Source organism: Rhizobium sp. NZLR11 (assembly GCF_019685115.1).
Classification (GTDB): Bacteria; Pseudomonadota; Alphaproteobacteria; order Rhizobiales; family Rhizobiaceae; genus Rhizobium.
The window spans coordinates 26,230-39,852 of record NZ_JABDWD010000017.1 but is presented as its reverse complement, the minus strand read 5'-3'; the positions used below and the strand labels follow the sequence as shown (position 1 = coordinate 39,852).

Sequence of the window (13,623 nt, the reverse complement as noted above, 5' to 3'; positions counted from 1 at the left end):
TCAGGCATGACGTATCAATGCGATTCAAGAGGTCAAACTAAGGCGTAAAAACGCGCGTTGCATGCAAAACGTTTCGCACGGCAACTTCTTCAATATACTACCCGACATCGAGCAGCAATGCGCGGTGGTCGGAGACCTCGGGCGCCTCGACCACCTCGAACTTGACAATGTTCACCCCCGGTGTAACCAGCATGTAATCGGCAAAGCGGCCCTGCTTCAGATAGTAGGAGGTCCGCGTGTCTGCAAGGCCGTTTCCGGTGACGAGATCCGAAAGCCCTAATCTGGCGAGAATCGTAAAGGTCGCGCTGTCAGGCAATACGTTGAAATCACCGCAGACGACGAGCCCTTCGTCGCCCGGCCAGATCCGCTCGATGAGCGCCGCCAGCGCTGCGGCCTGTTCCTGGCGCGCCGCCGTATCGCCCTTGCCTGCGGGATCGCGCAGGCCATGCATGTGGGCGATGGTCACGGTAGAGGCGCGCTCATGGCTGAAGAGACGGATGCAATGGGCGTTCCGTGGCCGCGGATGTTCGCCCCAGCCATTGGCGGAAAAACTGCCATGCACGAAGTCCAGCCCTTGGGTAATGACCGAATACGATTTGCGCACGAAGGTCGCCAGCCCGAATTCGGCGGTAATGGCAGTATCGCCGTTAAACAGCTCGCCTCTCGATGTCGGGCAGAAGAAGCCGTCGTGGCCGGGCAGGGCGGCGCTGATCTCTGCAAACAGATTGGCGCGCTGGGGCAGCTCCAGTCCCGCATCCCGATAGATCGACCATCGGTCATCCGCACCCGGCGCCCGCAGCACCTCCTGCAGGCAGAGCACATCCGGATCGGCCTGCGCGACATAGTCGATCAGGGCCTCATGCAGCCTGCCGCCCCATGCATTCAGCGAAATGATGCGCAATGCCGTTCGGCTCCGTTTTGACGGCCGGATTTACACGAAAGCCCGCCGTCTATGAGAGACCCTCAGAGTTCCGACTTGATGTCGCCCATCCGGTTCCAGGCGTCGAGGCCGGCGATCTTGTAGGCTTCGGCGAGTGTCGGATAGTTGAAGGTGTTTTCGACGAAATATTCGACCGTGCCTTTGAGATTGAGCACCGCCTGGCCGATATGCACCAGCTCGGTGGCGCCTTCGCCGACGATATGCACGCCGAGCAGGCGCCGCGTCTTCAGCGAGAAGATCAGCTTCAAAAGCCCGGTGTCGAGGCCCATGATATGACCGCGCGAGGTCTCGCGGAAGCGGGCGATGCCGCATTCATAGGGAATGCCGCGCTCCTTCATCTCTTCTTCGGTCAGGCCGCAGGTGGAAATCTCCGGCACGGCATAGATACCGTAGGGGAAATATTTCGGCGGTTCCTTGGCGACCGCGCCGATTGCGACGCGGGCAGCGATGCGGCCCTGTTCCATCGAGGTCGAGGCAAGGCTCGGAAAGCCGACGACGTCGCCGGCGGCGTAGACGTTGGCAACCGATGTCTGGAAGGTTTCCGGATTGACCTTGAGACGGCCGCGGCTGTCGGCTTCGAGGCCGATGGCTGGTAGGTTCAGCGCATCGGTCGCCCCCAAGCGGCCAGCGGCGAACAGCACCATGTCGGTCGTCAGGCGCCGTCCGCTGTCGAGCGTCAGCTCGACCTTGCCGCCTTCCAGCGTCTCCACCTTGTCGGCCTTCTGGCCGAGCAGCAGCTTCATGTTGCGGTCGCGCAGCTGGTAGGTGAAATCCTCGACGATTTCCTTGTCGATGAAGTCGAGCATCGTCGCCTTCGGGTCTATCACGGTGACGGCCGTGTCGAGCGCACTGAAGATCGTCGCATATTCGATGCCGATGACGCCGGCGCCGATGACGACCATTGAGCGCGGCAGCTCCTGGATATCGAGCAGTTCGTCGCTGTCGAGAACGGTCTTGCCGTCGAAGGGTATGTAATCGGGGCGGAACGGCTTCGTGCCGACTGCAAGCAGCACGCTGGCGCCGGTGACCTGGGTAATCTCACCGTCATCCTTGATCACCTGCAGCGTCGATGGATTGATGAAGCTCGCCTTGCCGCGAATATGCTGCACGCGGTTGCGGGCGAACTGGTGTTCCAGCACCTCGACCTCGTGGTTGAGCGTAATCAGCAGGCGTCGGCGCAGATCATCTGCACTGATCTCTTCCTTGACGCGGTAAGACCGGCCGTAGAAGCCGCGTTCGCGCCAGCCGGAAAGATTGAGCGCGGTCTCGCGCAGCGTTTTGGAGGGGATGGTGCCGGTATGCACGGACACGCCGCCGACGCGTTTGCCCTGCTCAATGACAAGCACTTTCTTGCCGAGTTTTGCAGCCTGGATCGCGCCGCGGCGCCCTGCAGGACCGCTACCCACCACAACGAGATCGTACTGAAGCATCATCTGGCCCCGGATTGGAAAAGGAATCATTTGCGACGCAAAGATGTCGCCCGTCTATCGGTAGCCGGTCAATGTTACAGATTGTTTTACGACCGCCGATTCAGCCGCCCCTGCGCTTTTCAGATCAGCTTCAGCCCCTTCAGGCTGACATGGCCGTCCTTGCCGATGATGATGTGGTCGTGGACGGTGATATCGAGCGCCTTGGCCGCCTCGATGATCACCTTCGTCATGTCGATGTCGGCGCGTGACGGCGTCGGGTCGCCGGAGGGGTGGTTGTGGACGAGGATCATCGCCGTTGCCGAAAGCTCGAGCGCGCGTTTCACCACCTCGCGCGGATAGACCGGCGTGTGGTCGACCGTGCCGCGGCCCTGGACCTCATCGGCAATCAGCACGTTGCGCTTGTCGAGGAAGAGGATGCGGAACTGTTCGCGGGTCTCGTGCGCCATGGCGGCGTGGCAGTACTCTATAACTGAGGACCACGAGGAGAGAATCTGCTTGCTCCTGAGCTCGCTCTTCAGGGTTCGGTGGGCAATCGTCGAGATCAGCTTCAGGTCGAGCGCCACTGCTTCGCCGACGCCCTTTATCTCCGTCAGCAAAGCCGCCGGCGCGCCGAAGACGCCGGAGAGCGAGCCGAACCGTTCGATCAGCGCCTTGGCGATCGGCTTGGTGTCGCGCCGCGGGATCAGGCGGAAAAGCAGCAGTTCGAGGATTTCGTAGTCGGCAAGCGCGGTGTCGCCCAGCTCGCGGAAGCGGTCACGCAACCGCTCGCGATGGCCGTGATAATGTTCTTGGCCGGCGAGTGAGGCGGGCAGGGCGGCCTTGGCATTCGGCACGGACGGTTGTTGCGAGCGTCCGCCGAAGAACGAGCGTTCGTCGGCGGCAATGGGCTCCTGCGTCTCGAAAGGCAGCTCGTCGTCGGAAGATGTCGCAACAGGCCGCTTTGCCATCGGATCGTCACCCGGCAAACGACGGCAGGCCGGGGCGATCGAGCCCACCCGGCGACAGGGTGAAGATCTCGCAGCCGCCCGAGGTAACGCCGACGGTATGTTCGTACTGCGCCGAAAGCGACCGGTCGCGGGTTACCGCCGTCCAGCCGTCGGCAAGAACCTTCACATGCGGCCGGCCGAGATTGATCATCGGCTCGATGGTGAAGATCATGCCTTCGCGCAGCTCGGGCCCCTCGTTGGCGCGGCCGTAATGCAGGATATTCGGCGAATCGTGGAACAGCCGGCCGACGCCGTGGCCGCAGAAATCGCGCACCACCGAACAGCGCTCGGCCTCGGCATAGGTCTGGATCGCCTCGCCGATTGCGCCGGTGCGGGCCCCGGGTCTGACGGCACCAATACCGCGCATCAGCGCTTCATAAGTAACCTCGAGCAATCGCTCGGATGCGCGCTTGATCGTGCCGACGGGGTACATCCGGCTCGAATCGCCGTGCCAGCCGTCGAGCACGAAGGTGACGTCGATATTGACGATATCGCCTTCGCGCAGCGGCTTGTCGTTCGGAATGCCGTGGCAGACGACATGGTTGATCGAGGTGCAGGTCGATTTGGTGTAGCCGCGATAGTTCAGTGTCGCCGGCTGGGCGCCGTGATCCATCCCGAAATCGAAGACGAAGCGGTCGATGTCATCGGTCACCAGCCCCGGCTTGACGATGTCGGCCAGCGCATCGAGGCAGCGCGCCGTCAGCTGGCACGCCTTACGCATACCCTCGAATGCTTGCGCGTCGTAAAGCCGAATAGCGCCCGTATTCTTCGAGGGCGCGGAAGAGGCTTCGATATAGTTCACCATTGCAGGGCCTTAGCGGAGAATATTAGAATTGTTCATAATGCAGCTATGCCGGGTTCGTCCATCGCGATCAACCGCCCGGACGAGATTTCTGAGCAGATCCGATCGCTCCGGTATGCAGTCTTCTGCATCCTTTTCTCCCCAAATCATTGGCCGGGATGGAATATCCACAGTCTTCCCAAGGGGATAGGATTGATCGGATGATGCCGCCCCGCTACTCACCGATTGGTGACAGCGGGGAAGGGTCGGTCGTGCTTGATGAAGCGGCAAAATTTGAAATTTCGTCCGAGCCCGGCGGCGAGCCGGAACGACGCGTGCGTGATCGCGGCGCCACCGAGCGGGCAATCCTTGCCGGCGCCAAAGGCCTGCTGGCCGAGGAAGGCTTCCAGAATTTCGGCATCAATGCGGTCGCGCGCCGCGCCGGTTGCGACAAGCAGTTGATCTATCGCTATTACGGTGGTCTCGACGGACTGGTCGAGGCGATCGGCGCCGATCTTGGCACATGGGTGAAGGATCGCATTCCGGAAGACGCCGGCGGCATGTTCCTGCTCACCTATGGCGACCTGATGGAGCGGCTGTCGCTTCTCCTTCTCGACGCCTTGAGAAACGATCCGCTGATGCGCCGCATCCTCGCCTGGGAAATATCGGAAAACACCGAGCAGGTGAGGCGGCTGTCGGAAGCGCGTTCGAAGGCGCTGGCTCTCTGGCTGGAGCGCATGCGCGGCTCGCTGACGCCGCCGAAGGGCGTCGATGCAACAGCCGTCAACGCCGTCGTCATCGCTGCGATCCAGCACCTCGTGCTTGCCGCCTCGGCCGGCGGGCAGTGCGCCGGTCTGTCGCTGAAGACATCAAAGGATTGGGAGAAGGCGGCGATGGCGCTGAAGCGCGTCGTGCGCGGCGTCTACGGCTAATACCTGTCTTATCCACAGGGGCGGCTGCCGCGTTAACCTTAACAAATGGTTTACGTTGCCTGGCCGCAGTTAACCCGACAGTGTGGTGGCGAGCAGAGATGGAATGAGTAGAGCCCCGAGTTGACGCCATGGGAACCAAAATCGCCAAAGCCTTGTTTTTCGTAACGGCGATGATGTTTTTCGCAGTGCTGGCGCTGGATATCGCAATTCCGACGCTGGTGCTTTGCGCCATGGCATTGTCGACCTGGTTGGTCTCCCTCGATCTGCCCGTCTCGCGCAAGCATGGAGGAGAGGCCGCATGAGGTGGTTTCTGGTCTTCTGGGCCGGCCCTATCGTCTTTCTGGGCGGATGGTACTGGCTCTCTTATTACGACATGAGCTTCGGCATTTTCATGTTGACGCGGCAGGTGCATGACCTGACGTTCCAGCTGTATGGCGAGGTATTGGGAATTCCGCCGGAGAGCATCCCGCCGCTCGTTGCCCGCGCGATCGCAGTCGACAGCCTTGTCGTCTTCGCCATCATGGGCTTCCGGAAACGCCAATCGATCATTGCCTGGTGGAAGGCGCGTCAGCTGAATTCGTCTTCCGACCTTGCCAGCAAGGAAAGCCTGTCGAGCGCGCCCTGAAGGATAAAGCTTGCCGCGGCCGAATCGATCCGTTCGGCCCGCTTGGCGCGCGACACGTCCATTTCAAGCAGCGTCCTCTCGGCCGCCACCGTCGATAACCGTTCGTCCCAATAGACGAAGGGCAGGGCTGTCTTCTGCTCCATGTTACGCACGAAGGCGCGCGTTGCCTGCACCCGCGGACCCACCGATCCGTCCATATTCATCGGCAGGCCGATGACGAAGCCTGCGACCTTTTCCGCTGCCGCGAAATCCAGCAGCGCCTGGGCATCGATGGTGAACTTAACGCGCCGGATCAGCGTGCGGGGCGTGGCGAAACGCCGCCCGAGATCGGACATCGAAAGCCCGATCGTCTTGGTGCCGAGATCGAGGCCGGCAATCGCCTGCCGCGGGGCAAGCGTCTCGGCCATTTCCTCGATCGTCAGCACCGTCATCGCCATTTCATCCCGTCAAAAGAAATTGAAGTCGCCGCTGCTTTTCTTTGCGGCCGCATAAGATATGTCCTTAGAGCATGATGCCGAAAAGTGTGAACGGTTTTCGGACGACGTCATGCTCCAATTCCCTGATTGAGATGCGGATTGAGATTGAGGCCGATCCGGCCAAGATCATCCGGATTTCCCATCGAAACCCGCTTTTGCATTGCGTAATAAAGGAGACATTTCATGAAGATCACCTGGCTCGGCCATTCCGCCTTCCGCATCGAGACTGGAAAGGCGAAAATCCTGCTCGACCCATTCCTCAGCTATAACGCCTCCTTTTCCGGCCAGGATATCAAGGATGTTTCGGCAGGCGTCACCCATATCCTGCTGACGCATGGCCATGGCGACCATGTCGGCGATACCGTGGCGCTTGCCAAGGAAACCGGCGCCGTCGTTCTCGCCAATGCCGATCTCGCCGCCTGGCTCGGCTCCAGGGGCGTCGACAAGATCGAGATGGGCAATACCGGCGGCACGATCGCGCTCGGCGGCTTCTCGGCGACCTTCACCAATGCGCTGCACTCCTCCGCGCATATCACCGAGGACGGCGTCTCGCATGCGCTCGGCAACGCCAACGGCCTGATGCTGCATTTCGACGACGAAGCCTCGATCCTTGCCATGGGCGACACCGACATCTTCTCCGACATGGCGCTGATCAATGAATTGCACCAGCCCGATATCGGCCTCGTGCCGATTGGCGACCGCTTCACCATGGGCGGCGCCGTGGCAGCCCTTGCCTGCCGGCGCTATTTCAGCTTCAAGACCGCGATCCCTTGCCACTACGGTACCTTCCCGATCATCGAGCAGACGGCCGATAAATTCGTTGCCGGCATGGAAGGATCGGAGACTGATGTGAAGGCGCTGAAGCCCGCCGAGAGCCTGTCGATCTGACGAAATCCCGTTGCACCGGGCGGACATGGCCTTTATAGCGGGTAGGAAAAATCCTATCCGGAGAATGCCATGTCCGTCGACCTTGCCACCGTGAAGCGCGTTGCCCACCTTGCCCGCATTGCCGTCTCCGAAGACGAGGCAAATCGCATGGTCGGCGAGCTGAACGGCATCCTCGGCTTCGTCGAGCAACTCTCCGAAGTCAATGTCGATGGCGTCGAGGCGATGACATCCGTCACCCCGATGGCGATGAAGAAGCGGACCGATGCGGTGACCGACGGCAGCAAGGCCGCCGATATCGTCGCCAATGCGCCCGTCACCGACCACAATTTTTTCCTGGTGCCGAAAGTCGTCGAATAGGGCTCAACGCCTCTTTCCGACCCTGTTGCCATTTCCAGATCTGAAGCGAAAATACGATGAGCGAACTCACCAGCCTGACCATTGCCGAAGCCCGCCAGAAGCTGCGCGCCAAGGAGATCACCGCACTCGAACTGACCGAGGCCTATATCTCGGCGATCGATGCGGCCAATGCTCATCTGAATGCCTATATAAAGGTCACGCCCGATCTCGCCCGGGTCATGGCGAAGAACTCCGACGAGCGTATCGCTGCCGGCAAGGCAGGCGATCTCGAGGGCATTCCGCTCGGCATCAAGGATCTTTTCGCCACCGTCGGTGTGCACACCCAGGCTTGCAGCCACATTCTCGACGGTTTCGAGCCGCGTTATGAATCGACCGTCACGCAGAACCTCTGGGATGACGGCGCCGTCATGCTGGGCAAGCTTAATATGGACGAATTCGCCATGGGTTCGTCCAACGAAACCTCGCACTACGGCCCGGTGATCAATCCCTGGCGTGCTGCGGGCTCCAACCAGCAGCTCGTTCCGGGCGGCTCCTCCGGCGGCTCAGCAGCAGCCGTCGCCGCGCATCTTTGCGCCGGCGCCACCGCGACCGATACCGGCGGCTCGATCCGCCAGCCGGCCGCTTTCACCGGCACCGTCGGCATCAAGCCGACCTATGGCCGCTGCTCGCGCTGGGGCACGGTCGCCTTCGCCTCCTCGCTCGACCAGGCGGGCCCGATCGCCCGCGACGTGCGCGACGCCGCAATCCTTTTGAAGTCGATGGCAAGCGTCGACGCCAAGGACACGACCTCGGTCGATCTGCCGGTGCCGGATTACGAGGCAGCTCTCGGCCAGTCGCTGAAGGGCATGAGGATCGGCATTCCGAACGAATACCGTGTCGATGGCATGCCTGAGGAAATCGAGACCCTCTGGCGCCAGGGCATCGCCTGGCTGAAGGATGCCGGCGCCGAAATCGTCGACATCTCGCTGCCGCACACCAAATACGCCCTTCCGGCCTATTACATCGTCGCTCCCGCCGAGGCATCCTCGAACCTGGCGCGCTACGACGGCGTCCGGTACGGCTTGCGCGTCGACGGCAAGGATATCGTCGACATGTACGAGAAGACGCGCGCCGCCGGCTTCGGCAAGGAAGTCAAGCGCCGCATCATGATCGGCACTTATGTGTTGTCGGCCGGTTATTACGATGCCTATTACATCCGCGCCCAGAAGGTCCGGACGCTGATCAAGCGCGATTTCGAACTCGCCTTCGACGCCGGCGTCGATGCCATCCTGACACCGGCAACACCGTCGTCTGCCTTCGGCGTCGCCGATGAGAACCTCGCTTCCGATCCGGTGAAGATGTATCTGAACGACATCTTCACGGTGACGGTCAACATGGCGGGCCTGCCGGGCATCGCCGTGCCCGCTGGCGTCGACCAGAAGGGCCTGCCGCTCGGGCTGCAACTGATCGGCAAGCCGTTCGACGAGGAAACCCTTTTCAAGACCGCCCACGTCATCGAGCAGGCAGCCGGCCGGTTTACGCCGGCGAAGTGGTGGTAACGAATCCAACGATCCGGCTCTTCCACGAGCGGCGTCGACCTCGAAAAGGTGCATCTTAAGAAGCGGCTGGCTGATCGATAACGGGAACCAGGAGGAGCTTATGGCGAGCATTGATCTTGCGCGATTGATCGAGGCAATCGACAGTCTTGCTGCCGCCGGTTTCACCATGGGCGCGGATTGGCAGGCGGTACACGAAATCTGCCAGCGCCACGAAGGTCAACAGCCGTTCGACTGGGGCCATGCGCTTTGTCATCGCATCGAGGGCGACGACTGGAATGCCGATTACTGGTATCGCCGAGCCGGCAAGACGCGCGGCACGGGCACGATGGCCGACGAATGGTCGGCGATGCGGTCGGAACTTTCCGCAAAGGCTTGAGACGACACCCTGACCGCGCCGGTTCGAGCGTAGTCAGGGTGGCTGAGTGCATTACCTGTTGTTCAATTGCGCCCTGACCAAGCTCAGTCCTCTTTCGGTGATCCGGTAGGGCTGGCCGCTGGAGGACTTGATCGCTCTCAGCCGCTTCAGCCTGCGAAAGAGATCGAGATCGACGCCGGGATAGAGCCAGCCGTCGCGGGTGAAGCAGCTGACTGCCTCGATCTTTCTGTCGTCGTCGCGAGAAATTTCGATGCGGCCGCCTTGGGCCATGAGATGCAGGATGCGCTGCTCCGTGCGGGAAATGTCCATGTGTTGAGATCCGGTATCGCGCCCTGCAGGGCGCACAAAAACGATCTGGCGCTCTTTCGAACGTCAGGGCTTCGTTTTTTTCGGGCCCTTGCGCGCAAGCGGACTTGCGGGCAGGGCCTTTACCGGGTCTGTGACAGGCTCAACATAAAACACCTCGATAAGGTTTTTTATTCAGCGCGGAAATGGCGGTCAAGACCGTGCTTGCCGATCAAACCGGTCGAGTACCGCAGTTTCCAGCCATCATCCCCCAGGGGGGTACTGGTAAATTCGGCGACTCAATGGTCTAGTTGCGGGATAACGCGGAGGTGTCGTTGATCCACATTCGCAATGCCCGCGACGGCGAAGCGGTGCTATTGAGCGAGATCGGGCTGAGGGCCTGGCAAAAGGCGATGGCGGCGATCGGCGAATCGCACGCGATGATCGATGCAGCCCGCAACGCCTTTCGCAACTTCGTGGAAAACGACTGGCTGACCATCACCGTCGTCGAGCAGAATGGCCAGGTCGCAGGCTGGGCGGCGCGCGAGGGTTTGGACGAAACCATCTCGGATTTCTGGATCGATCCCGTCTTCGCCCGCCAGGGGCTGGGCTCCGCCCTCCTTGAGCGGATCGAAAAGGAGATCGCTGATCGAGGTTTCGAGAAGGCGGCGATGCAGACCCATTCCGGCAACAACGAGGCGATCGGCTTCTTCCGGAAACACGGCTACAGCATCCACTGGCTCTCGGTCGCCTATAATCCGAAGCTCGACCGCGACGTGCCCTCGGTCGGGCTGACGAAAACGCTGGTTTCGGACGGTAAGGGCGGATACGGGCAGGAATTCTGACAAATGCCGCCGGATGCGGTTAAGCCTATGGCAGATAATCGGACGTGACGCAAAAATTATTGCCTTCGGGATCATTCAATACGCAGTAAGCATCCGTCTCGCGCACCAATGTCGCGCCGAGGGATAAGAGCCGTTTCACTTCTTTCTCCCGATCGTCAGCGGCGATATCGAGATGAACACGGTTGCGGGCTGGACGTTCTCCTTGGCGAAGGTGGAAGCAAAGGCGTGTTCCGGGACCATCGACCATCACGGTCGGGTCCGTGTCGGGCGTCAGTCCTATCGCGGCGAGGCGGGCCAACTCATCATCGTCATAAGGCATCACTTCATAACCATCGAGCGCAGCCGCCCAGAAACGAGCAACCCGTGAGGGGACGTCGCAATCAACCACGATTTCCTTCAGTCTTCCCATGGGAGCTTTCGGTCCAAGGTATTTTTACTGAAGATAGAGATCACTATGGTATCGACAATCGGGGCGGTCGAAACTCTTGTCCATCGGTTCGTGTCCATGAAATGCATGGCCGCTCCTGGTGCAAAGCGGCCTTTCTCTGCGGGCAGAAGCGGCCGGCGGCAACTGCCATGCGATTCCGCGAAAGCCTTGCACCGGCACGCCATTTCCTTTACCTCACGAATGGAAAAGAACAGCCTGCAAAGAGTATCAGATGACCCTTGTCGACGTCCGCACGCCTGATCCGAAACGCTTCATCCCCGGCGCCACCGGCGACTGGGAAGTCATCGTCGGCTTGGAAGTCCATGCCCAGGTGCTCTCCAATTCGAAGCTCTTCTCCGGCGCCTCGACGGAATTCGGCAAGCCGCAGAATTCGAATGTCTCGCTGGTCGATGCCGCCATGCCCGGCATGCTGCCGGTCATCAACGAGGAATGCGTCAGGCAGGCCGTGCGCACCGGTCTCGGCCTCAAAGCCCAGATCAACAAGCGCTCGCTCTTCGACCGCAAGAACTATTTCTATCCCGACCTGCCGCAGGGCTATCAGATCTCGCAGTTCAAGGATCCGATCGTCGGCGAGGGCAAGATCGTCATTTCGCTCGGGCCGGACCGCCAGGGCCAGTTCGAGGATATCGAGATCGGCATCGAGCGCCTGCATCTGGAGCAGGATGCCGGCAAGTCGATGCACGACCAGCACGCGACCATGTCCTATGTCGATCTGAACCGCTCCGGCGTCGCGCTGATGGAGATCGTCTCCAAGCCCGACATGCGCTCGTCCGACGAGGCCAAGGCCTATATGACCAAGCTGCGCTCGATCGTGCGTTATCTCGGCACTTGCGACGGCAACATGGACGAAGGTTCGATGCGTGCCGACGTCAACGTCTCCGTCCGCCGTCCGGGCGAAGATTTCGGCACGCGCTGCGAAATCAAGAACGTCAACTCCATCCGTTTCATTGGCCAGGCGATCGAATACGAAGCCCGCCGTCAGATCGGTATTCTGGAGGATGGCGGCAAGATCGATCAGGAGACGCGGCTCTTCGACCCAAACAAGGGCGAGACGCGCTCCATGCGCTCCAAGGAGGATGCGCACGACTATCGCTATTTCCCCGATCCGGACCTGCTACCGCTCGAATTCGACGATGCCTTCGTCACCGCGCTCGCAGCCGATCTGCCGGAATTGCCTGACGACAAGAAGGAGCGCTTCGTGCGCGAACTCGGTCTGTCGATCTATGACGCCTCGGTGCTCGTCTCCGAAAAGGCGATCGCCGATTATTTCGAGGCGGTGGCTGCAGGCCGTGACGGCAAGATGGCGGCAAACTGGGTGATCAACGACCTGCTCGGCGCGCTGAACCGCACCGGCAAGGATATCGAGCAGACACCGGTTTCGCCGGTCCAGCTCGGCGCCATCATCGATCTCATCAAGGCTGGAACCATTTCCGGCAAGATCGCCAAGGACCTCTTCGAAATCGTGCTGAGCGAGGGCGGCGATCCCGCCGAGATCGTCGAAGCGCGCGGCATGAAGCAGGTGACGGATACAGGCGCGATCGAAAAGGCCGTGGACGAGATCATTGCCGCCAATCCCGATCAGGTGGAAAAGGTCAAGGCGAAGCCGACCCTGGCCGCATGGTTCGTCGGCCAGGTGATGAAGGCGACCGGTGGCAAGGCCAATCCGCAGGCCGTCCAGGCGCTCGTCAAGGCGAAGCTCGGCATCGAGGAATAAGCGGTGTATTTCGTCCGCACGGCCGGCGAGCGTGACTTGGAAAAGGTCCGCGTCCTGCTGGTAGAGAGCTTTCACGCCACCTATGACGGTCTGCATGGCAGGGCCAGGGTGGATGAGCTCACCACCCAGCTCTTTTCTCTCGCCGCACTGAAGACGCGCCTGGTGCGAAAGGACGCTGAATTCCTCGTTGCCGACGATGGCCGCACTATCGGCGGCATGGGGTATGCGGCGATGTCGCCTGAGCTGGCGAAGACAGTCATGCTGCATCTTCTCTATGTCAGGCCGGCGCTGCAACGCCAGGGCATCGGCCGCGATCTCTTCGCCGAACTCGAAAGCTGCTTCCCGGATGCGGAAATCATGCGTCTCGAAGTCGAGCCGCAGAACGTGGCAGCGATCGCCTTCTATCACGCGCACGGCTTCACCGAGGTTGGACGCAACGAGAATGGCGGGGCCGGGCAATCCGGCATTCCCACGCTGATTTTCGAAAAACCGCTCGAAGGGAATTGAGTCCATGGCGTCCGCGTTGTCCGACATTGTCGTTCGCCAAGCGCGGCCGCAGGATCTGCCGGCTCTGGTGGCTCTATTCGCAGCCGATGCGCTCGGTGGTCATGGCGATACGATCGATCCCGACGCCTTTGCCGATTATCTCAGGGCCTTCGCAGCCATCGAGGCTTCGCCCGACCAGGCGCTTTATGTCGCGGAGTGCGGCGGTGAGGTCGTGGGCACCTTCCAGATGATGGTGACGACCTCGCTGACCGGCCGCGGTTCCTCGGCGATGATCATCGAGGCGGTGCAGGCCCGGGCCGATATGCGCGGGCAGGGGATCGGCGCACGGATGATCGAATTCGCCATTGCCGAGGCAAAAGGCCGCGGCGTGCGATTGGTGCAGTTGACCTCGAATGCGATCCGCAAGGATGCCCATCGTTTCTATGAAAGACTGGGTTTCAAGCCCTCGCATCTCGGCTTCAAGATGGCTTTGAAATGACCGGTGCTTGTCGTGGA

Annotated in this window: 18 protein-coding genes; 11 read left to right on the top strand and 7 right to left on the bottom strand. The window is 61.0% G+C overall.

Going from position 1 to position 13,623, the window contains the following annotated elements; all coding sequences use genetic code 11:
- Positions 1–97: 97 nt before the first annotated feature.
- The 4 genes from HJB83_RS25000 to map form a co-directional block, all read right to left on the bottom strand.
- Complete coding sequence (locus HJB83_RS25000; RefSeq protein ID WP_207583984.1) at positions 98–901, bottom strand: endonuclease/exonuclease/phosphatase family protein; 804 nt, start codon at positions 899–901, stop codon at positions 98–100.
- A gap of 62 nt (positions 902–963) precedes the next feature.
- Positions 964–2,370, bottom strand: coding sequence for a Si-specific NAD(P)(+) transhydrogenase (gene sthA, locus HJB83_RS24995; RefSeq protein WP_207583985.1), 1,407 nt, complete (start codon positions 2,368–2,370; stop codon positions 964–966).
- Positions 2,371–2,489: 119 nt separating this feature from the next.
- Positions 2,490–3,317 carry a RadC family protein gene (gene radC, locus HJB83_RS24990; protein WP_207583986.1) on the bottom strand — a complete coding sequence of 276 codons (828 nt, stop codon included), beginning with the start codon at positions 3,315–3,317 and terminating at the stop codon, positions 2,490–2,492.
- Positions 3,318–3,324: 7 nt separating this feature from the next.
- Entirely contained in the window at positions 3,325–4,161 is an 837-nt protein-coding gene (gene map / locus HJB83_RS24985) for a type I methionyl aminopeptidase (RefSeq protein WP_207583987.1), read from the bottom strand.
- Positions 4,162–4,409: 248 nt separating this feature from the next.
- Between map and HJB83_RS24980 the strand changes: the two genes are divergently transcribed.
- From HJB83_RS24980 to HJB83_RS24970, 3 genes are all read left to right on the top strand, one after another.
- Positions 4,410–5,069, top strand: coding sequence for a TetR/AcrR family transcriptional regulator (locus HJB83_RS24980; RefSeq protein ID WP_207584299.1), 660 nt, complete (start codon positions 4,410–4,412; stop codon positions 5,067–5,069).
- Between the two features lie 128 nt (positions 5,070–5,197).
- Positions 5,198–5,371 carry a hypothetical protein gene (locus HJB83_RS24975; RefSeq protein WP_207583988.1) on the top strand — a complete coding sequence of 58 codons (174 nt, stop codon included), beginning with the start codon at positions 5,198–5,200 and terminating at the stop codon, positions 5,369–5,371.
- A complete protein-coding gene (locus tag HJB83_RS24970; protein ID WP_207583989.1) occupies positions 5,368–5,694 on the top strand; it encodes a DUF6105 family protein in 327 nt (108 codons plus the stop codon). The genes HJB83_RS24975 and HJB83_RS24970 overlap by 4 nt, the downstream gene beginning before the upstream one ends.
- Here the strand turns inward: HJB83_RS24970 and ruvX are convergent.
- Complete coding sequence (gene ruvX / locus HJB83_RS24965) at positions 5,637–6,125, bottom strand: Holliday junction resolvase RuvX (RefSeq protein ID WP_207583990.1); 489 nt, start codon at positions 6,123–6,125, stop codon at positions 5,637–5,639. The two genes, HJB83_RS24970 and ruvX, sit on opposite strands and share 58 nt — an antisense overlap.
- Before the next feature lie 228 nt (positions 6,126–6,353).
- On the opposite strand from ruvX, the gene HJB83_RS24960 reads away from it, so the two are divergent.
- The 4 genes from HJB83_RS24960 to HJB83_RS24945 all read left to right on the top strand — a co-directional run bounded on the left by HJB83_RS24960 (position 6,354) and on the right by HJB83_RS24945 (position 9,329).
- Positions 6,354–7,058, top strand: coding sequence for a metal-dependent hydrolase (locus HJB83_RS24960; protein ID WP_207583991.1), 705 nt, complete (start codon positions 6,354–6,356; stop codon positions 7,056–7,058).
- Between the two features lie 69 nt (positions 7,059–7,127).
- Positions 7,128–7,415 carry an Asp-tRNA(Asn)/Glu-tRNA(Gln) amidotransferase subunit GatC gene (gatC, locus tag HJB83_RS24955; protein WP_049734290.1) on the top strand — a complete coding sequence of 96 codons (288 nt, stop codon included), beginning with the start codon at positions 7,128–7,130 and terminating at the stop codon, positions 7,413–7,415.
- 56 nt (positions 7,416–7,471) lie between these two features.
- Positions 7,472–8,953: an Asp-tRNA(Asn)/Glu-tRNA(Gln) amidotransferase subunit GatA gene (gene gatA / locus HJB83_RS24950; protein WP_207583992.1), complete on the top strand. Its 1,482-nt coding sequence runs from the start codon at positions 7,472–7,474 to the stop codon at positions 8,951–8,953.
- A 100-nt stretch (positions 8,954–9,053) separates the two neighbouring features.
- Complete coding sequence (locus tag HJB83_RS24945) at positions 9,054–9,329, top strand: hypothetical protein (RefSeq protein WP_207583993.1); 276 nt, start codon at positions 9,054–9,056, stop codon at positions 9,327–9,329.
- A gap of 51 nt (positions 9,330–9,380) precedes the next feature.
- Here HJB83_RS24945 and HJB83_RS24940 read toward each other — a convergent pair whose 3' ends face one another.
- The gene (locus HJB83_RS24940; protein ID WP_207583994.1) at positions 9,381–9,638 is read right to left on the bottom strand and encodes a YjhX family toxin; all 258 of its coding nucleotides are present in this window, start codon (positions 9,636–9,638) and stop codon (positions 9,381–9,383) included.
- Between the two features lie 311 nt (positions 9,639–9,949).
- Between HJB83_RS24940 and HJB83_RS24935 the strand changes: the two genes are divergently transcribed.
- Positions 9,950–10,459, top strand: coding sequence for a GNAT family N-acetyltransferase (locus HJB83_RS24935; protein ID WP_221116330.1), 510 nt, complete (start codon positions 9,950–9,952; stop codon positions 10,457–10,459).
- A 25-nt stretch (positions 10,460–10,484) separates the two neighbouring features.
- Here HJB83_RS24935 and HJB83_RS24930 read toward each other — a convergent pair whose 3' ends face one another.
- The gene (locus HJB83_RS24930) at positions 10,485–10,868 is read right to left on the bottom strand and encodes a VOC family protein (RefSeq protein WP_221116331.1); all 384 of its coding nucleotides are present in this window, start codon (positions 10,866–10,868) and stop codon (positions 10,485–10,487) included.
- Positions 10,869–11,118: 250 nt separating this feature from the next.
- Here HJB83_RS24930 and gatB point away from each other — a divergent pair, with 250 nt between their 5' ends.
- Genes gatB through HJB83_RS24915 form a run of 3 tightly spaced genes read left to right on the top strand, consistent with a single transcriptional unit; the run spans position 11,119 to position 13,606 of the window.
- Entirely contained in the window at positions 11,119–12,621 is a 1,503-nt protein-coding gene (gatB, locus tag HJB83_RS24925; RefSeq protein WP_221116332.1) for an Asp-tRNA(Asn)/Glu-tRNA(Gln) amidotransferase subunit GatB, read from the top strand.
- A 3-nt stretch (positions 12,622–12,624) separates the two neighbouring features.
- A complete protein-coding gene (locus HJB83_RS24920; protein ID WP_207583998.1) occupies positions 12,625–13,128 on the top strand; it encodes a GNAT family N-acetyltransferase in 504 nt (167 codons plus the stop codon).
- 4 nt (positions 13,129–13,132) lie between these two features.
- Positions 13,133–13,606, top strand: coding sequence for a GNAT family N-acetyltransferase (locus tag HJB83_RS24915; RefSeq protein ID WP_207583999.1), 474 nt, complete (start codon positions 13,133–13,135; stop codon positions 13,604–13,606).
- The last annotated feature ends 17 nt before the right edge of the window (positions 13,607–13,623 follow it).

Bases quoted from the DNA above. Each gene is read 5' to 3' on its own strand.
- sthA (WP_207583985.1), bottom strand. From the start codon at position 2,370: ATGCTTCAGTACGATCTCGTTGTGGTGGGTAGCGGTCCTGCAGGGCGC.
- radC (WP_207583986.1), bottom strand. From the start codon at position 3,317: ATGGCAAAGCGGCCTGTTGCGACATCTTCCGACGACGAGCTGCCTTTC.
- map (WP_207583987.1), bottom strand. From the start codon at position 4,161: ATGGTGAACTATATCGAAGCCTCTTCCGCGCCCTCGAAGAATACGGGC.
- HJB83_RS24975 (WP_207583988.1), top strand. From the start codon at position 5,198: ATGGGAACCAAAATCGCCAAAGCCTTGTTTTTCGTAACGGCGATGATG.
- HJB83_RS24970 (WP_207583989.1), top strand. From the start codon at position 5,368: ATGAGGTGGTTTCTGGTCTTCTGGGCCGGCCCTATCGTCTTTCTGGGC.
- ruvX (WP_207583990.1), bottom strand. From the start codon at position 6,125: ATGACGGTGCTGACGATCGAGGAAATGGCCGAGACGCTTGCCCCGCGG.
- HJB83_RS24960 (WP_207583991.1), top strand. From the start codon at position 6,354: ATGAAGATCACCTGGCTCGGCCATTCCGCCTTCCGCATCGAGACTGGA.
- gatC (WP_049734290.1), top strand. From the start codon at position 7,128: ATGTCCGTCGACCTTGCCACCGTGAAGCGCGTTGCCCACCTTGCCCGC.
- gatA (WP_207583992.1), top strand. From the start codon at position 7,472: ATGAGCGAACTCACCAGCCTGACCATTGCCGAAGCCCGCCAGAAGCTG.
- HJB83_RS24945 (WP_207583993.1), top strand. From the start codon at position 9,054: ATGGCGAGCATTGATCTTGCGCGATTGATCGAGGCAATCGACAGTCTT.
- HJB83_RS24940 (WP_207583994.1), bottom strand. From the start codon at position 9,638: ATGGACATTTCCCGCACGGAGCAGCGCATCCTGCATCTCATGGCCCAA.
- HJB83_RS24930 (WP_221116331.1), bottom strand. From the start codon at position 10,868: ATGGGAAGACTGAAGGAAATCGTGGTTGATTGCGACGTCCCCTCACGG.
- gatB (WP_221116332.1), top strand. From the start codon at position 11,119: ATGACCCTTGTCGACGTCCGCACGCCTGATCCGAAACGCTTCATCCCC.
- HJB83_RS24915 (WP_207583999.1), top strand. From the start codon at position 13,133: ATGGCGTCCGCGTTGTCCGACATTGTCGTTCGCCAAGCGCGGCCGCAG.